The sequence below is a fragment of the Bradyrhizobium sp. USDA 4011 genome (assembly GCF_054063415.1).
The window spans coordinates 1,981,444-2,000,675 of sequence record NZ_JBSSGG010000001.1; the positions used below are offsets into that span (position 1 = coordinate 1,981,444).

Sequence of the window (19,232 nt, forward strand, 5' to 3'; positions counted from 1 at the left end):
ATGCTCCGCGCTTTCGCGCACGCCATTTGGAGTCCTTATTTGGTGTCCTTATTTAGCCTCCTTGGCCGCAATCACCTCGATCTCGACCAGGAAGCCGGGATTGGCGAGCGCGGCGACGCCGACCACCGAGCGCGCCGGCAGGTTCGGCTGGCTGCCGCCGAAGAACTGGGTGTAGCCCTCCATGAAGGCCTTGAAGTCCATCGGCGCAGCCGCGTTGTGCACCAGGAACACCTGCATCTTGACGACATCGCCCATGCCAAGCCCCTGGCCTTCCAGAATGGCCTTGATGCGGTTGAGCACGCCGACGGTCTGGGTCTTGGTGTCGCCATAGGCCTGCGGGCTAGACGGATCGGCATCCTTGTTGGCGACCGGTGGCACCTGGCCGCTGACATAGACCGTCGTGGTGTTGCCGGTGACGGTCACGGCCTGCGCGATCGGGAAGGTCGAGTTGGGAATCGGATGCCTGACCACATCAGCCGAGGCAGCGGTCGCCATCGCCGACAGCGCGGCGCCCAACACGATACCGATGAATTTCATCGAACTCTCTCCAAAGTGGTTAGCGGCGGGCGTCCTGGACGTCCTTGGTCGTCACCGCGTCCTGATAGGTGTTGCCGAAGTGCGTTCGCAGATAGTTCACAACAGCGGCGACTTGACCATCGGTCATCATGTCGCCGAACGCCGGCATGCCGCGGCGGCCGTTGACGACGAGGTAGATCGGATAGCTGCCGGTCTCGAGATTCTTGTTGCCGGCGAGCGAGGGATAGGTGCCGGCGCCGCTCGCGCCCGTCGCATCCGGCATGTGACAGCCCTGGCAGACATTGCCGAACAGCTCCTCGCCGGTCATCTCCACGAAACGGTAGCCTGAAGAGAAGGTGCGCTTGGTCACCCCGCTGTCCTGCCCAAAGGCTGCGGTCGCCGACATTAGTGCCAGCGCAGCGATAACCGATGTTCCTGTCCGCACCATCATGTCTTCACCACGCGTTCGTGCAATCGGGTAATCGCATCGAGCGCGGACAGGATTGCGCCCTCCTGCCAGGCCGGCAGCTGCGAAGCGTGCTCGCCCGCCAGCGCGATGCGGCCGTCGATCTGGCAGAGATTGCGGTAATGCTGCGCCCGCCCGGCTTCGGTCCATTCACCGGCGCAGCCGAGCGTGAACGGCACCCGATGCCACGCCACCGCGACGCCGTTCTCGAACTCGCTTTTGTACTGCGGGTGGATCTTGGCGCCGAACTCGACCGCGCTGGCGACCCGCTCGGCCGGCGTCATCGCCGTAAACTCGAAGGAATTGGCGCCCTCATACAGATAGGCGCCGAGCAGGACGCCACGGCCGCCGCGGTTGAAACCATAGTTCGGATAACCGATATTCCGGATCGGCAGGTCGGTGTAGCTGATGCCGCCATAGATCGCCTCATCCTCCTCCCAGAACCGCCGCTTGAACTGCAGCCCGACCTTCACCGAGGCGGCGTAGGGCAGGGAATCGATCGCATTCTTCGTCGGCCCGCTGACGTCGATGGGCAGCTGGCTCAGGATCGGCAGCGGGATGGTGCAGATGCACCAGTCGGCGGTCGCCTGCTGCACCGCGGACGGACTGGCGGTGTCGACATAGCTCACGGTGACGCCGGAGCCGTTCTGCTGGATCTGCGTCACCTTGGCATTATAGCGGATGAGATCGCCGACCTCGCGCGCGAACGCCTTGCCGATCATGTCCATGCCGCCGACCGGCTGGAACATGGTGGTCTGGAAATCATAGTGCGCGAAGCTCTGCACATAGCGCCACATCCGCGACCGCAGCAGTTCCTGCAGCGAGATCGGATCGCTGGGCAGCGGATCGCCCATCAGGCCGCCGCCGGGATCGCGTGCATAACCGCGCACGTCGGCCGAGCGGAGATTGGCATTGTACTTGTAGTCGCGATCCAGTGCGCCCCACTCGCGCAGCGCCTGCAGCAGGATCTCCTGGTCTTCCTTGCTGACGAATTCGTCGAGCCGGCCCTGCTGGCTGACTTTCGCGAGCAGCTCCGACACTCCGCCCTGGAAGTCCGCCTTGATGCTGCGAAAGCGTTGCGGCTTGCCGTCGAACGCACGCGTCGCGTGCAGATAGGCATTGTGGTTGAGCTGGATGAAGGGTTCCAGCGTCACGTTGAGCCGGCGGCAGTAATCGAGCAGCGCGCGGTGATGATAGGGAATCCGCCACGGGCCGGGATTGAGATAGAGCCCCTGCTCGAACTGGCAGGTCTGCTTGAAGCCGCCGAGCTCGGTAAAACTGTCACCGCCGCGGATCGACCAGTTGCGGCCGCCGGCGCGGCTATTGAATTCGAGGATCTGAACCTTGTAGCCGGCCTTGCGCAGTTCCAGCGCCGCCGTCATGCCGGCAAGCCCCGCGCCGAGAATCAGCACCGAAGCGCCCTTCACGTCGCCCGCGAGCTTGACCGGCCCCTTGTAGGCGGACTCGGATGCGAAACCGAGGCTCGTCATCGCCTGATACATCGCCGAGCTGCCGGCGATGGTCCCGATCAGCGCCAGCAAATCCCGCCGCCTGATCACAGATTGGTTCTGCACCCGCGTTCACCCAGCCGCTGATTTCGATGGCGAAGGGAAACGGTTGACGCGACCCGTGTCAAGAAAGCGCACGCGCTTACACATGCGCCCACACGCGCTTTTGATGCGTCACGCGACCGATACATCACGCCACGCGTTCGAGTTGCACGCGCCGGCAGTCCATTTCATAGTCTAATCCAACCACCGGCGGCCGGTCGAAATGCCAGGTCAGGCCATTGCGAAGCACGCCACGGCGGCCGAGCTCGCTTTCGAGCACCGGATAGGCATCGTGCACTGTATAGAGCTGCACCGCGGTGGTGTCGCGCCAGGAGCCGCCGAACGCGCTCATCCGGCGCTCCATCTCGCCAAGCACGAATTTGGCCTTCGCCAGAATGCCGGCCGGGCTGGTGTCGCCGGGCGCGACAGTATGATCGCGATAATTGGCCTTGCCCTCGACCGACTCGCCGCTGCCGGCGACGACGAAGCTCGTCGGCGCGTCCTTCGCCGCCTGCACCGTGTAGCAGAAGGCGTGGAAGCTCGGCTCGGCGGGCGGATCGAGCTTTGGACAAACGTTGCTGCGCGCCACCGGATTGACGCCGTCGCGCATCACGCCCCAGGCGATCAGCGTCTTGATGTAGATTTCGTTGAACGCCTTGAACCCGTCCTCGGTGAACGGCGCCGGCGAGCGCAGTTCGCAGGCAGCGAAAGCCGTCAACGGACGGCCCGCGCTCCTCAGGATATCGGCAATCCGTTCAAAACCCGCGCTCAACGGCACCGATTCGGAGAACCTGACCCGCTCGATGGCATAGCCGGGCAGCGCACCGACGCCGCAGGAATACTGACTGACGCCGGGCATGAAGCGGTAGCCGCCGTCGGGAGCCTCGATGGTGTTGGTCATGTTGCCTCGTGATGTGAACACGGTGATGCGGCGATTGCGATGACGTCGCGCTCGATTTCATCACAGCTGTCGTCCCTGCGAAAGCAGGGACCCATACTCCGCAGCGGATATTGTTGAAGGGACTCGTCGTTCCAACATCGATCAACAATGACCATTCGTGGTTATGGGTCCCTGCTTTCGCAGGGACGACACTGCGCTTCGTTTCGCCGCTCTGAGAACAGAGGGCGCAGGGAAAGCCGGGTGCCCGGTATTGACAGAGCCCACAAATATAGATGGCGAGTTCCTGATACGATTGGCGGCTTGAAGTCGCCATAACCGGGCCGGTCCTCGTGACCGGCCTTTTCTTATGTGTGGCACCCTCTTAGGAGCCGTTTAGAGAGTCGCTGAGAGGCGTTTCGTTTGGCGGGGTGCTAGGATTTAACGCATGGGCGACTCAGCCAGCCGGGCTCCTTGGTGCTGCCATGGCCGGAACCTATCCCGGCCTTCGGAACGACGGGTCTACAGCCCGTCAAGCTGGGCCTACGTAGTAACCCCTAGTTTCGCGTTTATTTCGAGTTGGAGGAGCGGGCGGCGGGCCGCCATGCTATTCATTTGATCTGCTTTCGCGGTGAGAGCGGCATTTTCCGAAAAAACGAAATTATTTGTACTGGAGGACACGATGCGAGTTTCTTACGTCTTGTTGTGCTCACTACTCGTCGCATTCTCAACGTCAGCGGTAGCCGCCGATGCAGACCAAAGCCTCAAACAGGAGGTGCAAAAGATCGGCTCTGCATATGCCGAAAGCTTCAACCGGCAGGATGCTGACGGGATTGCCGCGCTCTTCGCAAAGGGGGGAATGCACATTAACCCAGTAGGACCACGCACCGATATTGCGGAGTTCTACAAAGGTGCGTTCAAGGCGGGATTTGATCACGAGGAAATAACACTTGATCAGGTTTGGCCACTGGGAGCTGACGGAGCGCTCGCGATGGGTGAATGGCGGATCACGGGGAAGAACCAGAGCGGTGCGCCTATCGAGAATGGCGGTCGTTGGACCTCGGTGGACGTTCGTGAGGGCGGAAAATTGAAAATCCGGATGCTGTCGGCTTTCCCCAAAGCACCGCCTCCGAAGGCCGCGCAATAAGCCCATCCGGCAACGTCAGAAAGGGAAGCCGTTTCCTACCTGCGACTTCCCTTTTGTGAAACCTCCAACAAGCACTACGAAAGTTCGCTCCAGCCGTTGTTGATCACAGCGCGCGATGGTCGTAGTATCGCAACCACGGGATGCAGGGAGAGTGCAGTACATGCCGGGCAACGGCAAACGAGCTATCACGGTTGAACAGTCGTCAACGCTAAGTCGATTACGCCGCGTTGAAGAGTGGCGCAGAGCGCGCTTCCAGCGCCTCATGGAAGGGCCTAACCGAGAAAAAGCTATCAAGGCAGCGCGGCTTTACCTCGAAGTCGGTGCCCGTCGCATGGCGACTGAGCGCGGACTGATCTCGTGACGTAAAATGATTGATATTCTGGAGATTTTTAACCCAGCTACTTGGGACTGGTTGTCGATATGGAAGGCTGCCATCGGAGCCGGGCTTGGGACGGCGACAGTTCAAGGAGGCGTGGCTCTTTACCGGGATCAAACACAGAAGAACGAAAAGGCCGCCTATCTCGCCTTGCGTCTCGCGGTTCTATTCGAGGGCTACGCTTCCAAGTGTTGCGATTTTTACTTTGACAATTTGAATGCAGTAGAGCCCCCGGACGAGCCTTATCCAGCTTGGCGGACCGATTTGCCCGGAATGCCCGACCTACCGGATGATACCGAGGCTTGGCGAGCTTTAGACAAGAAGCTGCTCGCCAGATGTTTGGAGTTTCCCAATCGAGTTGGCGCAAGCCAGAACGCCATTGAGTCTTGCGCCGAGTATACCATGGACGACCTTGGGGTTACGCTCGATGAACAGGCGTCAGCTCGCGGAGTCGAAGCTTACGAGATCGCAGCATTGCTGCGAAAAATTTACAAGCTGGGTCAAGCTGAACCCGTGTTCGACTACTATAGTGTCCTTCAGAAGGTACTAATTGCGTCGAGGCAGGAGCGCGAAGAACGACAGAGGTCGCAATCAGAGCTACTGCAGAAGCTTTCAGCAAGAGAGAACAGCTTTCCTGACTGAGATGGGAAATGGACAATCTCTCAAGAATATTGACCTGTCCACACCCCGACCACAGGTATATCGCAGGACTGCCGAGCACCAACGTATTGATATTTTGCCGAGCGCCTGCCGTCGCGCTTTGATTGTCAGCATGGGGAGCAAATCACGAGAGTCCGTCCACGGCGCGTCGGTCCGGGCGGCAGCGGAGCGGGCCACCGAGTCGCGAAAGGCGGCCGACCGATTGGCCTGCGAGGCATGGAACGCCCGTATGCTCGCCTTTCAGGGGCCTGCCCAGCCGTCACCTGCGCTGGGTGACGCTCTCAATGCTGGCTACCGGTATCTTGAGGTGAAGTGCCTCGGTTGCGAGACGCATCAGACCGTGGCCCTTGATATCATCCGCCGACCCAAGACGACGCCCATCCACGAGCTTGAGCGCCGCATGCGCTGCAAAGACTGCTCGGCCGTCCGGGGCCATCCCTACAAGCGCACCCATCTCGTGGCGTTACGGACGACGAAGATTTCGGCTATGAGCCCGGCATCTCGACATGGTGGTCGGGAGAGCGTTGATGGAGACGATCATTGAATAAGCAAACAGAAGAAAAGCAGATTTCAGCCGAGCAGAAGGCGTGGCTCGCCGAACATTTGCCGTATGAGCTAAAGATGGCGCGTTATTGCCTTAAGCAAATGCAGCGGCGGGGCACGTTTTACCTCGACTGGAACGCATATCATTCTGCGTTTGCCGTTGCAGCGTGTAATTTGGCGGCTTTCCTGACAAATTCCGAAAAATTGAAAGCTTCCGATTTTGCTAGGGACTTTCGATCGAGAAAGGATGATCTAGCCGGCAAGTTTGCACGTCTCGAACCACAAGTATTTCATCTCGGAAAAATGCGCCCAGACGGCGAAGGAAAATTCGTGTTGGCGGACGCCGAAAGGGTACTCGCGTGGATTGAAGAGGAAATGGCAAAGTTCGTTAGTCAGCTTGGCTCGTGGCAGCAGCATTGGAACGAACAACGGTCTCAACCGGAAGCTCGCCCCGATGGACCATAGGCAATAACGAGAAAGAATATTCGAGGGGTCATCTTCTATACTTCTCAGCAAGATCGGCGAGGGATGCTGGCCTGTAATGCCGGTGCTGATTACCGCGAAGCCGATCAGCCTGACGGATCAGTCTGACGTATTCGGTGAGTTTGCCACTTTCCCATGCGGAGAGTGCTTTTGCGGCATTCCATGCTGCAACAGCTTCGATGACTTCGGCAGTCGCCTTCATAGTTGGTCCTGCAAAATGAAAATGGCGGCCATTGCTGACCGCCATCGCGTTTCTGTGTTGATTGTCATGAGTTTGATCAGTGGCCTCCGCCTGCAGCAGCGAAGGCGATCACGAGCGCGATAATGACGAGTACGACCGGACGCAGCACTTTGCTGAATTCCTCAACTGCGCCGAGCTGCCGTTCAATGGGCTTCGGCTGGTCTCCGCGAAGAGTAGCGAGGAGCTGATTATGTTGATCGCGCAAGAGCCGCTCGCGACTGCGGCTGCGAGAGATCGCGACAGCTATCACTAACAGAACTAAGACTCCGGGAATGATGATCACTGGTTCCTCCTATTTTTTTGTTGGGGTCGAGGACTACCGCAGTCGGCCGCATCGCAGGACTAGTCTTTGGACTATAATCCGCCCGGCACACATGGCGTGCAATTCCGGTAGTCGCCATGAGTGCCGAGAGGCAATTCAGTAGTCGGTTAGCCATCCTGTGAGGCCATCGCCATCGGGCGACCGCGATTGAGCTTCGCCTCCTTGAACATTCCGCTAACCTTCGCCGATGTGCGGGTGCCTCTCGGCATGTTGTGGAAATCGACGCTTACGCTGGCGTGACCCAGATGGCCACCTCCGGAGCCGCTCCTGATGTGGTTGCGGATGTGATCCGAGAGGCGAGCGCCGTGCGCCGATCGTTCAGCGTCTTGGTCGAGTAGTCGCTGACGCAGATCGTTGTATCGGCGAGCGAGGCCGATCTCAGCGTTTCCCGGTGAGAAGAAGCTCTCTCCGTTGATCTTGCGATGGAAAACGAACTTGCCGGTGGCGCGCTCGCGGTCTGCCAAGCCCCCGGACGAGTTGTCCGTGGCGTAGTCGATCGTGTTGGCACCGTGCAGCGCTGCGGCCAATGACCGTTCGAGGATCGCCCGATACTTCGGGTTTTCCAGAGCGCCGCGACCCATCGTACCTTGCTGGTAGTAGCCGCCTTCGCTCTCGTGCCATCTGGCCTGCGCCGCGAGCGATGTCCCGCGCACATTGGCGCGGTTCATCATGCTCTCGATGACCGCCTGAGTTCCAGCCGCATTGCGGCCCTGCTCATTGGCAGCGATCCGCATGATCTTGTCGCGGAGGGCTGTGTTGCTCTGCAGCTCCTTGATGAAGCGGTGCCGGTCAAACGGGCCTGATGCGGGGTTGACGTAACCGCTGGTTCCAGCTCCGGCATTATCCGGGACGGCATCAGAACCGCCAGAGGAGCCCCCTGAGGTGCCATGTCCGCCACCATATCCGCCGAAGCGCCCAGCGAGGCCGCTATTGAAGCCTACGCCGTAGCTGCCGCCAGTGGCGTAGGAGGCGTTGACGAAGCCGCCAGCAGAGCCGCCAGACTTCTCCCCCATAAGCTGCCGGAAGGCGTCGAGAACGCCGTCGCGGACACCACGATAGAGCGGGTTATTGCGGTCACCACCGGTTGTGAATGAGATAGGGCTCATACCAGCCGCGAGCCGTTGCGCTGGAGACCAGTTACCGAAGGCGTTCGGTGAGGTCTGTCCCGGCTTCAGTCCTTCAGGCTTCTGTCCATCAAGTCCAAGGCCGTGCCTGACAGCTCCGCTGAACTTGTCGTCGAAGTCGAGTATCTTCACCCACACACGATAGATCGCCTGTGCATCGCGCAGCTCGCTATTAATCTGCTTTTCGATCGGGGTGATGGCATCACGCACTTGATTGAGTACGGTGACGGCACCGGGACCGAAGACGTTGATCAGATCGTTCCAGAATTGTTGCTGACGGATGCCCAACTCGGTGTAGGCGTCATCAAGTTTGCTTAACGTTTCGATGTTGAGGCCATGCTTGACCGCCTCAGCCATGCTCTTCGAGAGCGCTTCGCCAACCTCCTCGCCGTTCTTCGATGCGATGCGGGGATCGATGTGGAAGGCTTCCGCCAGCTTGCGGCGCTGGTCGATCGGGATGCGGGTATCGGTGAGCGCCTTCATGATGCGCTCGGCGGCTTCCTGATAGTTCCGCGCGCCGGAGACTACCTTCTCCAGCCACGGCAGGGTGTTGCCGAACGTATCGGTGAGGCGCTGCATCTCGGCAGCGTTGCCGCGCCGGAGCTTGTCGAGAGTTTCGCCGGTCTCAGCAACGAAGTCGTTTGCCTTCGAGACATCCATGCCAAGGCGTGAGAATGCATCACTCATCCCTTGCACGAACTGGGACGAGACGTGCCCGCGCTTGATAGTGTCGTTCAACGCCTGATACTTTTCGGACGCGGCTTTGATCTTATCGGCGAGTGTACCGACCGCCTCGCCGACACCGAAAGAGGTGATGCCGAGGGTTGCTAACGTCGGCACTAGCGCGTCGCTGATGTAATCCTTGGTCTTCTCGATGCGCTCGTGAAGCTCCGCGATGCGCTTAGCGTGCTCTCGTGCTGCCTTGCTCCCTACGTCGTGCGCCTTGCCAGCGTCTTCGCCAAGCGACTTAAAACTGGCCTGAATTTTCTTCAGGACACCGCTAGACTTATCGACCACCTCTGCGACGAGGCGCATCACGTCTTGTTCTGACACTGCTTAATCCTCAAAAAGGTGTGTTACACGGCATCAAATGCCGAGCTTGAAGGTGACAGTTAGCTGATGAAGACGCCGTTGAGGCGAACGTCACCAGTCGAGGAGGGGTTGGCCGCAACTGCAGTCGCGACGCCGATGAGCTTGTTAGCACCGGTGTTGCTCGACGATGTGCAGTGGAAGGCGGTGTTGTCCCAGTAGATGAGTTCGCCGACAGTCCACGCCTCAGCGGAGTTCTTGGCGAGGGTGTATTCGCCGACGAGCCACAGCGCGAACGAAACACCAGCCGCAGCCGTGACACCAGCGACACCGAACATGCTTCCGAAGAGGTAGCCGTTGCCGGAAACAACGCCACCGGCAGGGGCGACGACGTTTATTGCGTCGCCCTTCTGAACTTGATTTTGCATTTTGAAGGTTTACTCCGTGTGTATTTTACGACGCCTGTCGCCATCGACAGCGTTGGATCGCGCGATTGGGGGAATGCGCATTGATGTCGAATTAAAGGACTGAACGAGCAGGCGGGAAGTCCAGCGGAATGATTGACCTAGGACCGTGGACTTCCCGCGCCTCGACCGATTTGTCGGGGGAAGCAGGAACCCCGACATAATCGGGAGATGTGTGAACAGGAAAAAGATTGCGAGAGCGCGATACGCTTCGTGAATTTGAAGAAAGCGAAACAAGCGCGCCCTCGCGAGTACCCAGCGAAAGGTAGCTTCGCCTAAGACCTACGCTGGGAGTAACCGGCGCACCGACGACCCAGACAAGAGAAAATCGTCGGGCGAATTGCGCCGGTTAACTAGAACGTCGGCGACTTCCAAGCGCCACGGAAGTCGATCGCGCCGCAGCCGAAGTCGTGTTCGAGCGAGACCTTCACGCCCTGAACGCCGAACGGCTCGAAGGCGCGAACGCGGGGACCAGCGGAGCCAGCCAAGAACCCGTAGATGAAGTTCGGGACGCGCGCTGGATCAGAGAGCAGGTACCAAGACTTGTCGGTAATGTTTGCGTCCGACACGCTCCGCAGCCGACCCGAGAACGGGTTTACCGAGGTGGTCAGCGTCGGGGTGATCGTGGTCACCATCTGGTCGGCGTTGGTTTCTTGTGCCGGGCCGGTCAGGATGATCGACGGCGGAACGTTGATCAGGTTGCCGGAGATGGTTTTCATCTGACGGAGAGCCTGACGACCAGCGCCAATCGTCGCAACGGACGGATCAGCACCAGCGGCGGCAAGGTTGCCGTGCGCAGTGGCGAACACTGCAGTCGCGTCCTGATTGAGGACCGGGTTCGAGTTGAACATATTGTAGAACGTGACGTTCTCGAACACGAGCACCATGTCGCCAGCGGAGCCCAAAATCTGGTCGATCGCGCCGAGGTCGTCGTTCACCAGCATCTGACGCGAGATGGTGAAGATGACGCCGTAGGGCTTGACCGAGATCGGCTCGTTGTTGTCCGTGGTGCTGCCGTACTGCAGCTCGCCGTTTTCAAGCACCGGCTGCAACTGCGGGAAGTCGCCAGCGCGAACCTGCGGGTGCGGACGGAAATCGACGAACGAGCGCTCCGCCGCGATCTCGCGGTAGGTCGGGGCGTGGAGCTGGTAGCGGGCGAGCAGCGCCTTGTTGAGCGCGTTCGAGAAGATCGACGGGAAGTCGGACGTGCTGCTGAAGGCACGCTCAAGGATTTGCGCGGACACTGGTGCGCTAAGGAAGCGATTGCCGCGCCAGCCAACCGCATGCGCGGCAAGTTCGACGATCGATGAGGCGATAGCCTGCGAAGCGGAACGGCCACTCAAGATGCCTTCGACGAGTGCCAAGGTCATCGCATCGGCGACGCCGTCACGCTCATCGCGAAGGATTTTTACAGTCATATTTCGTTTCTCCAAGAGCGCGTTACGCGCGTCGTCATCGCGCTCGATCATGCGAGCGATAAAGTTTTGATCGGCAACGTCGTTGTCTCGATCGAGTGCATCGAGCGCATCTGCGCGTGCATTGATCATTTGCTGCCGGATTTGCATGCGCTGACGAGCCTGCATTCTCTCGAATGCAGCGCGGACATGCGGAGGCATCGCGGCGACTTCGGCATCGGTGATGGTGCTGAAGTCCGCAGCCTCATCGTCTGTGATATCTTCGGCAGATCGGATCATTGCGCTTGCATCGGCAGGAACGCTGACGAGCGACGCTTCATAGAGCATCCATCTCGTCGCCGTGAACGTGTAATCCTGATCGCTCCGAAGGCGCTCAACATCAGGATCGATTACGCGACCGTCTTCGTCGGTGATCCGCCACTGATCGACGACATAACCGGCGCTAATTCCCTTGATCTCGCCGCGAGCAACCATGCCTTCTGCCTGACGACCGCGATCGGTATCGTCGAATGCGACAACACCGACGAGCTTTCCGCCATCAATGCGGGTACTGACGACGCGTCCAAGATGGTTGTCGATGCCAGTCTGTTGATGGCTGTCGAGCAGAGGAATGCCGGACGCGAGTCGCGAAAGATCGACTGCCTTGGCACTGATTTCCAACTTCTCGGTACCGAAGAAGCGTTTGACGGGAGCGCCTACGCTGATCACGGCCTCGACCGTGCGCGCCTTGCTATCGTAACTTTTGGGAGCGCTAAGCGTCGTCTGCGCGAGGCGCTGCCCTTTCGTGGGAAGTTTCATGTTGAATGATCTCGGTTAGAGCACCCGCTCAATTGCCGGATGCAGTGTGATGTCCGCCGAAGTCTGCAACGGGCGATACTTCGTCACCATTGCTGTCGTGGCGGGTTTCGGCTTCGGTTTCGACGCTTCTTCGATCAGCATCGAGCACTTGAAGCGGATTTCATCGGCGATGCTCTGCGCTGAGTGCGGCAACTCCTCAGTCAACCGGTGCAGGATGACCGCGATCTCCCTCGCGACCATGGCGTGAACGCCGACACGATCGGCGGAAGGCGAAAGGTCGCGCATAGCAGCGACAAGTTTTTCGAGCTTGGCAACGAATTCGTTGTGGTTCTTTTCGATCTCTGTGACGGCGGTGTTCGCCTTCGCCATACGGTCGGCAGCGTCGATCTCCGACTCAATCTCGGCGATACGAGTTTCAGTCGCGCTCAAGACCGTGGTGATGCCCTTGACGCGGGCCTGCGCGACGGCCAGCTCATCGGAGAGCTTCAACGCATCGTCAGTCGCGGATGCGTTGGCGAGCATATGCTCCAGCCTCGCGGTAGCGGCGCTGAGCTGGTCGGCGAGGTCGTTGCGCTTGTTCTTGAGCCCGTCGAGTTCGATCATGCGGGCATCAGGTTTCGCCCGCCTAAACGGGTTGATGACGTTCATGGTAGTCCTCTTTGAGACGTTTGTGGGGGTGTCAGGGACTGCCTTGATGGCATCCCCGGAAAAGAAGAAACCCGGCCATCCGCGAGGATGGCCGGGTTAATTTCGCGCTACGCATACAGTTGTCGGCGTGCTTGGGCGCGCGTCCAGAATTTTTATAGGCCAAAAGTCAAGCCTCCGACAAGTCCAGCGAAGCCAACTTGTCAAAACTTGTCAAACGCCTTGACAAGCCTTCACGTCGGCGGGCGGGTGAATGGAATGCGGCGGCGGTAAGCTTGTATCTCTACGCCGTCCCAGAACGACTCAACGTCAACTTCAATCCGGGCATTGATCCCAGCCTGCCGGGACGTGACGATGATCAGGCCAAGTCCGGTCCTGCCTTCGAGGAAGTTCTCGCACCAGCGAAGCATCGTTGACCGCGCCGCGATCTCGCTCGGTACCCGCCTCGCCATCGCGGCGAACGGCATCCACGTCGTTCCGCGACCAGCCAGACGATCGATGCTCGCTCCGACTGCATCAAGGCCGCCATGTGCTAGAGCGCTCCGCGCCGCCTCTAGATCAGCCTTCAGGCGCTCATTCTCAGCAGTCAGGATCGTGTTTTCGTCCTTCAGATGGTCAAGCTCGGATTGGCAGCGCCTCAGCTCATGAACGAGGTTGCTCTCGGCTGCTGTTCTACTCATCGGTCAGTTCTCAAACCGCTTGCCCTCATGCCTGCACAGCTCCACGATCTCGACGAACGTGGCGACGAGGCGTCCAACTTCTGTCGCCAGCGCTGACTTGAAAGCGTCGGCATCATCGATATCGATACGATGTCTCGCGATGCTGCGCGGGAGCCGGCGGATATCCCGCTTAATCGCCTTCACAGCCCTGATGACGCGATCCCGCGCGGAGCACGGCGGGAGCTTGGCGACTGCAGGATCGAGCGCTTCGGTCACGGCGCGATTGAGAATGGCCATCTCAGGCTTGAGCAGGGTCCGCATCATGCGGTCGTCGAGAACGTCAGATGAGCTCATCGTAAAGCGTTCCTTGCATTGAAGTATGATTGCGAATTAAGAGGCATGGAACTTGTCATCATGGAACTGTTGGCCCTTATGAGTTCCCATACGTTGGGACATGCCGAGCTGGCGCGTGACCCACTCCGGCCCTCCCCCGTCGAAGAACCTTTTGCGTTATTACAGCGGCGATAGGCTGCCGTTTACCGGGCCAGTCGTGGCTGGTGGTGCTCGCTTCCTCTGCGTCATGGTTGGCTTCACGAATGGTGTAGCGTTGCGTTAATTCTGGGGAGAGAGGAGGCGCTCTCTCTCGCGGCTCTCTGGTGTGCTGGCGCAGCGGGTACCGAGCATCACTCGTCGGAGGGCGTGTTCCCGAGTCAGCGCGAGTCGCGGATGCGCTAAATTGTCTGCCCGGTATCGGTGCCCAGCCGAACGGGCCAAGCTCTGAGCGGCCTCGCCAAGCGTTCCATTTGCGATGGGGGATGGCAGCGGGTGCGGCGATCAGTGTCAAGTTCGTCTTGCCGCTTCGTCACATGTGACGGGGCTGACTTGTCACGACGCGACCTGTGCAGCCTCGTGCGGCAGCGACCAGAGCAAGTCGTCCGGCTCGGCGCGATTGAGCAGCCGCATGATGCGCAAAGGTGCTGATCGGTCTTGGCCGTGATGCGGGCGGAGCCGGTGACGTTGACGACGCATCTACGGTCGGTGGCTTCGATTATGAGCCGGTCGCCAACAGCGACGGTAAGTTCGGTCATTTGTGATCTCTCATGGGTTTTGCTGGCGCAGCATCACATGGCTTTCGACAGCGGAAGCGAGATGTCGCCGTCGTCGAGAAGGATTTCAATCTTGCGGAGATCGTTCGCGACGCAATAGGAAACGTCCTTGCAACTGGCGTATGGAGCTGCGGTTTGCGCGGCCTCGACCAGTGCGTCGTCAGTTACGCCATCGGCCAGCTTGTACAAAATCCACCGTAAGCGGTGATTAAGGTGAGGCGGTCCAGCAATCGGCCGAAGTCGCGCTATGCTCTCGGCTTGGGAAGGCGAGAGGCGCTTCGCTCCGCCGCCGAATTGCTCGGTGATCCATCCGGGACGATAGCCACGATCCTTGCACACGTGGACAAGGCGATCGAAGTCCCCGCCCGCCCATTTCACAGCAGAGACGTAGTCCGCCGGGCAAGTTTGTAAAGCTGCAACCGCGCGACGGTTGCGAAAGTCTGAGATATGGATGATGTTGCTCACGCTCCTCAATCCTTCTTCCGGGAATTGATCTCCGCGTTCTTCCTCGCGGCAATCTGGGTGTATGAAAGACCGCTTTTGCGAGCACCTCTCGTGTGCATCGTGTCTTCTTTAGCTTCTGTCCGGTCATCGTAACCGGTATCTTTGCAGTCACCGTGACCGGTATGGGTACCGGTCATCGTAACCGGTATCGATTTGATGATTTTCGACGAGAGCCAGATGCGACGCTCGGCCTTCCAGCCCTTATCCGTATGGACGGAAATGGATGCGCGGATGATCACGCCATCGTCTTCCAGTGTCTTTAGAGCCCGCTGGAGATTTCTAACCTCAACGTCGGCCATCTTGGCGAGCACTGTGTCGGAAGCGAAGGCGTAGCCACGGCCGATCGCAAGACCTTCGAGCGTCCATGCGATGCGGAGCAACCGGCTGCACTCTGTGTAGTTCCGTATCGTGGCGGCGCGCCATTCGCAGAGCTTCTTTGTCCTCTGCCGCGAACCGCGCCACGTCAACGCGCCTTCCGGTGTTTGATGGCGCTCAACAAAGAGGCGCTTGCGCCAAATTCCCTTCGTTGACTTCACGCTGTCGTCGGCAAGCTCTTGCTCGTCGGCGACGCTTCCGTGTTGTTTCAACATCCCAATCACTTCGTTTGATATGTTTCGGCCTGCCTTGGCCCTCATCAGCAGCGCGGCAACAGCGCTGGACAAATCATTCCCCCGGTGACGACCTTGCATCGTGCCTGTGTGCGGGTGCCAAACAACCGCGCCGATGCGATCATGGTACGAGGTATGAGTAACGCTTCGTGACGCATGCAAGCGAGCCTTTCACACTGCCTGATGATCCTAGTCGCGGTGACGTATCCCCGCGAAAACGGTCATCGTTACGATTTGTCGGATGTCGTCGGCTTGATTGGTCGGAGCGCGGCGTTAATTCGGCGGAATGTCATCGCGCCATTTTTTCAACATCTCGCCGGAGAGCTGCGAGCGTACCGTCCTGCATTTCTGTCGTGATCCGGGGCCGTCTGCCGGGGAACCGGTCGAGGCGCTGCTTTCCTATGTGCGGGAGCTGGCGCGGCGGCTGGCGCGGGAGGATCATGTGTCAGCAGCGTCAAAACACGAGTCGGAACAGTCGGTTACCGACGACTTGCTGAACGAGCTGTCAGACTCCAAGTCCTAGGGACAATCAAACCCCATGTGAGGAGACCATGAGAGCCGCGATTTATTCCCGATTTTCCAGTGACCGGCAACGCGACCGATCGATTGAAGATCAAATCTCGCTCTGCCGTAGTATCGCAGAGCGCGAGGGCCTGACCGTCATTGAGCTGTTCGAGGACCGGGCTATCAGCGGCACCAAAGGTGATCGCCCCGGCTTCGTCAAACTCATGAATGCCGCAAAGGCTCGGCGCTTCGATGTGCTGATTTGCGAAGACACAGACCGGCTCACGCGCAGTCAAGCTGACTTCCATGCTACTCGCGAGACGCTCGGCTACTGCGGCATCAGGTTGTTGACAGGCACCGGCTACGTTGACCGCATCGGCGGCTCGGTACGAGCACTCCTAAACGAGATGTACGTCTCGACCCTTGCCGGTCATACGCATCGCGGGATGGTCGGAGTGCTCGCAGATGGCCGGTCTCCGGGCGGACAACACCCATACGGTTACGCTGGCGTTCCCGGTGAGCCGGGCGTCCTGCGTATTGACGAAGACAAAGCGGTAGTCGTCCGGGAGATTTACGCGCAGTTCGCCGCAGGCAAGAGTGCATTCGAGATCGCGCGCGACCTGAACAATCGCGGTGTGCCAGCGCCGCGCGGCAAGCTATGGAGTGCTTCTGAATTGCTCGGACGAAAGAGCCGGGAGAACGGTGTTCTTGGCAACTCGATCTATCGCGGCCTGATGACATGGAACAGGACCACGAAGACGACGGATCGTAATCCTGAGACCGGGCGGCGCGGCACCATCGTTAACCCTCGCTCTGAGTGGAAGACCGTCAGCGTGCCTCACCTTCGGATCGTGAGCGATGAGCTGCACGAGCGAGTGCAGTCCATCCGGGTAAGACGGAGCTGCGATGGCCCTCGCTCTGGTTCTGGTGCTTTGGCGGGAGCTAGGGCAGCGCGCATGCCGCGTCATGTGTTGAGCGGACTGATCAAATGCGCTTGCTGCGGCGCTGGTCTGCAATCCATCGGGAAGCACGGCGGACGCACTCGGCTAATGTGCAGTAGCCACCGTGAGAACGGCTCGTGCCAGAATGCGAAAGCCGTTTATCTCGATGACATTCTGGGGCGGGTTTCGTCTGGCCTTCGGGAGCATCTTGCGAACCCTATCCTGATCGAGGCGTTCGTTACGGAGTACAACGCCGAGAGGCGGAAGCTGACGGCGGCGGCCACCAGTGCGAGGCCAGCTCTTGAACGGAGGCTTGCCGATATCGAGCGCCAGATTACGAACATGGTGGAAGTAGTCGCGGGCGGCGGCGGAGCCGTCTCTGCCCTTGTCGCCAAACTGACAGCGCTTGAGGTTGAGCAGAAACAGGTTGCGGCCAAGCTGGCTTCGATACCGACCAACAATGTGATTGCACTACATCCCCGCGCGATCGACCGTTACCATGGTGTGCTCGATAAGCTCGGCGTAGAGCTTGCGAAGGCCAGCCCTGAGGAGATCACAATCCTGCGGAGCCTGATCTCTAGTGTCACCGTCCATACCGAAACCGATGGTTCCGTGAACCTCGACGTTAAAGGCCGGATCGCCCATCTTTGCTCTGTGGGTTCTATCGCGCACGGGTGCCGATCGCACCCATGGACCCCGTGCGTAAGGTAGAAAGCACCGGAGGTAGGACCACAGGTGTAACCGGGAACTCGGGATCTCGCCCGGGGCCACCCCTCTCCCCACCCTCTCCCGCGAGGGGAGAGGGAGCCCGCGAATTGTGCTCACCTCACCCCCGCTTCCACAACCGGCGCACCAGAACGCCGGCCGCAATCGCTCGCTCCCTAATGCGCCTTGGCGACGTAGGGGCAGCCGCCTTCATCGAGCGGACGGAAGGCCTGGTCGCCTGGCACCGTCGCGAGATATTCGTAGAGATCCCACTTGCTCTTGGACTCTTCCGGCTTCTTGATACGCATCAGATACATGTCGTGCACCATGCGGCCGTCCTCGCGCACCACGCCGTTCTGGGCAAAGAAATCATTCACCGGGGTCTTGCGCATCTGCGCGATCACGGTCTCCGAATCCACCGAGTTGGTCGCCGCGACCGCCTTGAAATAATGCCGCAGCGCCGAGTTGACGCCGGCCTGGTAGGCCGTCGGCATCGCGCCATGGCGCTTGAAGAATTCCTGGGCGAAGGCGCGGGTCTCGGGCGTGCGATCCCAATAGAAGGAATCGGTGAACAGCAGATCGTGCGCATGCGCGAGGCCAAGCGCCGGCACGTCGGTGAGCGTCACCTGCAGCGCGACGAGCTGCATGCTGGCGCGGATGTTGAACTCGTCGGCCTGGGACACCGCGTTGCGGAAGTCGGAGCCGGCATTGGCGAGCGCCAGGATCTTGGCGCCGGAGGACTGCGCCTGCAACAGGAAGGACGAGAAATCGGCGGTGTCGAACGGATGACGGACCGCGCCGAGCACCTTGCCGCCGGCCGATGTCACGGCCTTGCTGGCGTCGCGCTCCAGCGCCTGGCCGAACGCGTAATCCGCGGTGAGGAAGAACCAGGGCGTGCCGCCGCGCGCTACCACGGCCTTCGCCGTCGCGTTCGAGGAGGCATAGGTGTCGTAGGTCCACTGCACGCTGGTCGGCGAGCATTGCTTGCCGGTGAGGTCGGATGAGCCGGAGCCCGAGATCAGAAACAGCTTCTTGCGTTCGCGAGTCACGGTCTGGATCGCGAGCGCCACCGCGGAGTTGACCCCTTCGGCGATCACGTCGACACCCTTGTTGTCGATCCAGTTGCGCACGATGCCGGTGGCGACGTCAGGCTTGTTCTGGTGATCGGCGGAGATGATCTCGATCTTGCGTCCGGCGACCGTGCCGCCGACTTCCTCCGCGGCCATTTGCGCCGCGATCACCGATCCCGGGCCATTGCCGTCGGAATATTGCCCGCTCATGTCGGTGATGATGCCGACCCGCAGGACACCATCCTCCGCTCGGGCAGCGCCGACCGCAAATGAGAGACAAGCGGCGGCAATTGCGACCAGGACATGCGAGCTTTTGGTGATGGACATTTCGTTCCCAAGGGTTCGGATGGTTGGGACGATCTCCTGAAGCAATCAGGGATCGCCGACAACCCCGTGGCCGGCATGGCGCTCTGCGATTCCGCGCAAGAATTCCGGGAGGAGGAACAAGCCCGCCGACACGCGCGTCGCCGATCATGCGA

The 19,232-nt window shown here is 59.9% G+C and carries 20 protein-coding genes and 1 pseudogene; 6 read left to right on the top strand and 15 right to left on the bottom strand.

Features of this window, described 5'->3' with window-relative positions:
- Nucleotides 1–48 precede the first annotated feature (48 nt).
- The 4 genes from ACVW1C_RS09165 to cnbZ all read right to left on the bottom strand — a co-directional run bounded on the left by ACVW1C_RS09165 (nt 49) and on the right by cnbZ (nt 3,433).
- Nucleotides 49–537 carry a Rid family hydrolase gene (locus tag ACVW1C_RS09165; protein WP_456758142.1) on the bottom strand — a complete coding sequence of 163 codons (489 nt, stop codon included), beginning with the start codon at nt 535–537 and terminating at the stop codon, nt 49–51.
- A 19-nt stretch (nt 538–556) separates the two neighbouring features.
- Nucleotides 557–886 (bottom strand): c-type cytochrome, encoded by a 330-nt coding sequence (locus ACVW1C_RS09170; protein WP_224942922.1) that lies wholly within the window; start codon nt 884–886, stop codon nt 557–559.
- Nucleotides 887–963: 77 nt separating this feature from the next.
- Nucleotides 964–2,556 (bottom strand): FAD-dependent oxidoreductase, encoded by a 1,593-nt coding sequence (locus tag ACVW1C_RS09175; protein ID WP_456758143.1) that lies wholly within the window; start codon nt 2,554–2,556, stop codon nt 964–966.
- 124 nt (nt 2,557–2,680) lie between these two features.
- Complete coding sequence (gene cnbZ / locus ACVW1C_RS09180) at nt 2,681–3,433, bottom strand: 2-amino-5-chloromuconate deaminase CnbZ (RefSeq protein WP_456758144.1); 753 nt, start codon at nt 3,431–3,433, stop codon at nt 2,681–2,683.
- Between the two features lie 658 nt (nt 3,434–4,091).
- On the opposite strand from cnbZ, the gene ACVW1C_RS09185 reads away from it, so the two are divergent.
- The 4 genes and pseudogenes from ACVW1C_RS09185 (at nt 4,092) to ACVW1C_RS09200 (ending at nt 6,600) form a co-directional block, all read left to right on the top strand.
- Complete coding sequence (locus tag ACVW1C_RS09185; protein ID WP_456758145.1) at nt 4,092–4,556, top strand: YybH family protein; 465 nt, start codon at nt 4,092–4,094, stop codon at nt 4,554–4,556.
- A 367-nt stretch (nt 4,557–4,923) separates the two neighbouring features.
- Nucleotides 4,924–5,574 (top strand): hypothetical protein, encoded by a 651-nt coding sequence (locus ACVW1C_RS09190; RefSeq protein ID WP_456758146.1) that lies wholly within the window; start codon nt 4,924–4,926, stop codon nt 5,572–5,574.
- Nucleotides 5,575–5,704: 130 nt separating this feature from the next.
- Nucleotides 5,705–6,120, top strand: a pseudogene (locus tag ACVW1C_RS09195) (hypothetical protein).
- Between the two features lie 12 nt (nt 6,121–6,132).
- Entirely contained in the window at nt 6,133–6,600 is a 468-nt protein-coding gene (locus ACVW1C_RS09200; protein ID WP_456758147.1) for a hypothetical protein, read from the top strand.
- Between the two features lie 28 nt (nt 6,601–6,628).
- On the opposite strand, the gene ACVW1C_RS09205 is transcribed toward ACVW1C_RS09200, so the two are convergent.
- The 10 genes from ACVW1C_RS09205 to ACVW1C_RS09250 form a co-directional block, all read right to left on the bottom strand.
- Nucleotides 6,629–6,865, bottom strand: coding sequence for a hypothetical protein (locus tag ACVW1C_RS09205; protein ID WP_456758148.1), 237 nt, complete (start codon nt 6,863–6,865; stop codon nt 6,629–6,631).
- Between the two features lie 31 nt (nt 6,866–6,896).
- A complete protein-coding gene (locus ACVW1C_RS09210; RefSeq protein ID WP_456758149.1) occupies nt 6,897–7,142 on the bottom strand; it encodes a hypothetical protein in 246 nt (81 codons plus the stop codon).
- A gap of 146 nt (nt 7,143–7,288) precedes the next feature.
- On the bottom strand, nt 7,289–9,358 hold the full coding sequence (locus ACVW1C_RS09215) for a hypothetical protein (RefSeq protein ID WP_456758150.1): 2,070 nt from the start codon (nt 9,356–9,358) through the stop codon (nt 7,289–7,291).
- A gap of 59 nt (nt 9,359–9,417) precedes the next feature.
- Entirely contained in the window at nt 9,418–9,762 is a 345-nt protein-coding gene (locus tag ACVW1C_RS09220; protein WP_456758151.1) for a DUF2190 family protein, read from the bottom strand.
- A gap of 389 nt (nt 9,763–10,151) precedes the next feature.
- Nucleotides 10,152–12,011, bottom strand: coding sequence for a phage major capsid protein (locus ACVW1C_RS09225; RefSeq protein ID WP_456758152.1), 1,860 nt, complete (start codon nt 12,009–12,011; stop codon nt 10,152–10,154).
- A gap of 15 nt (nt 12,012–12,026) precedes the next feature.
- On the bottom strand, nt 12,027–12,659 hold the full coding sequence (locus ACVW1C_RS09230) for a hypothetical protein (protein WP_456758153.1): 633 nt from the start codon (nt 12,657–12,659) through the stop codon (nt 12,027–12,029).
- A 230-nt stretch (nt 12,660–12,889) separates the two neighbouring features.
- The gene (locus ACVW1C_RS09235; protein ID WP_456758154.1) at nt 12,890–13,336 is read right to left on the bottom strand and encodes a hypothetical protein; all 447 of its coding nucleotides are present in this window, start codon (nt 13,334–13,336) and stop codon (nt 12,890–12,892) included.
- Nucleotides 13,337–13,339: 3 nt separating this feature from the next.
- A complete protein-coding gene (locus tag ACVW1C_RS09240) occupies nt 13,340–13,636 on the bottom strand; it encodes a hypothetical protein (protein ID WP_456758155.1) in 297 nt (98 codons plus the stop codon).
- 800 nt (nt 13,637–14,436) lie between these two features.
- Nucleotides 14,437–14,886, bottom strand: a complete 450-nt coding sequence (locus ACVW1C_RS09245) for a hypothetical protein (protein WP_456758156.1) — start codon at nt 14,884–14,886, stop codon at nt 14,437–14,439.
- 5 nt (nt 14,887–14,891) lie between these two features.
- The gene (locus ACVW1C_RS09250; RefSeq protein ID WP_456758157.1) at nt 14,892–15,587 is read right to left on the bottom strand and encodes a hypothetical protein; all 696 of its coding nucleotides are present in this window, start codon (nt 15,585–15,587) and stop codon (nt 14,892–14,894) included.
- Between the two features lie 232 nt (nt 15,588–15,819).
- On the opposite strand from ACVW1C_RS09250, the gene ACVW1C_RS09255 reads away from it, so the two are divergent.
- Together ACVW1C_RS09255 and ACVW1C_RS09260 are read left to right on the top strand one after the other, a co-directional pair.
- Entirely contained in the window at nt 15,820–16,056 is a 237-nt protein-coding gene (locus tag ACVW1C_RS09255) for a hypothetical protein (protein WP_456758158.1), read from the top strand.
- A 28-nt stretch (nt 16,057–16,084) separates the two neighbouring features.
- Complete coding sequence (locus ACVW1C_RS09260; RefSeq protein ID WP_456758159.1) at nt 16,085–17,689, top strand: recombinase family protein; 1,605 nt, start codon at nt 16,085–16,087, stop codon at nt 17,687–17,689.
- Nucleotides 17,690–17,859: 170 nt separating this feature from the next.
- Here ACVW1C_RS09260 and ACVW1C_RS09265 read toward each other — a convergent pair whose 3' ends face one another.
- Nucleotides 17,860–19,080 carry an ABC transporter substrate-binding protein gene (locus ACVW1C_RS09265; RefSeq protein ID WP_456758160.1) on the bottom strand — a complete coding sequence of 407 codons (1,221 nt, stop codon included), beginning with the start codon at nt 19,078–19,080 and terminating at the stop codon, nt 17,860–17,862.
- Nucleotides 19,081–19,232: the final 152 nt, after the last annotated feature.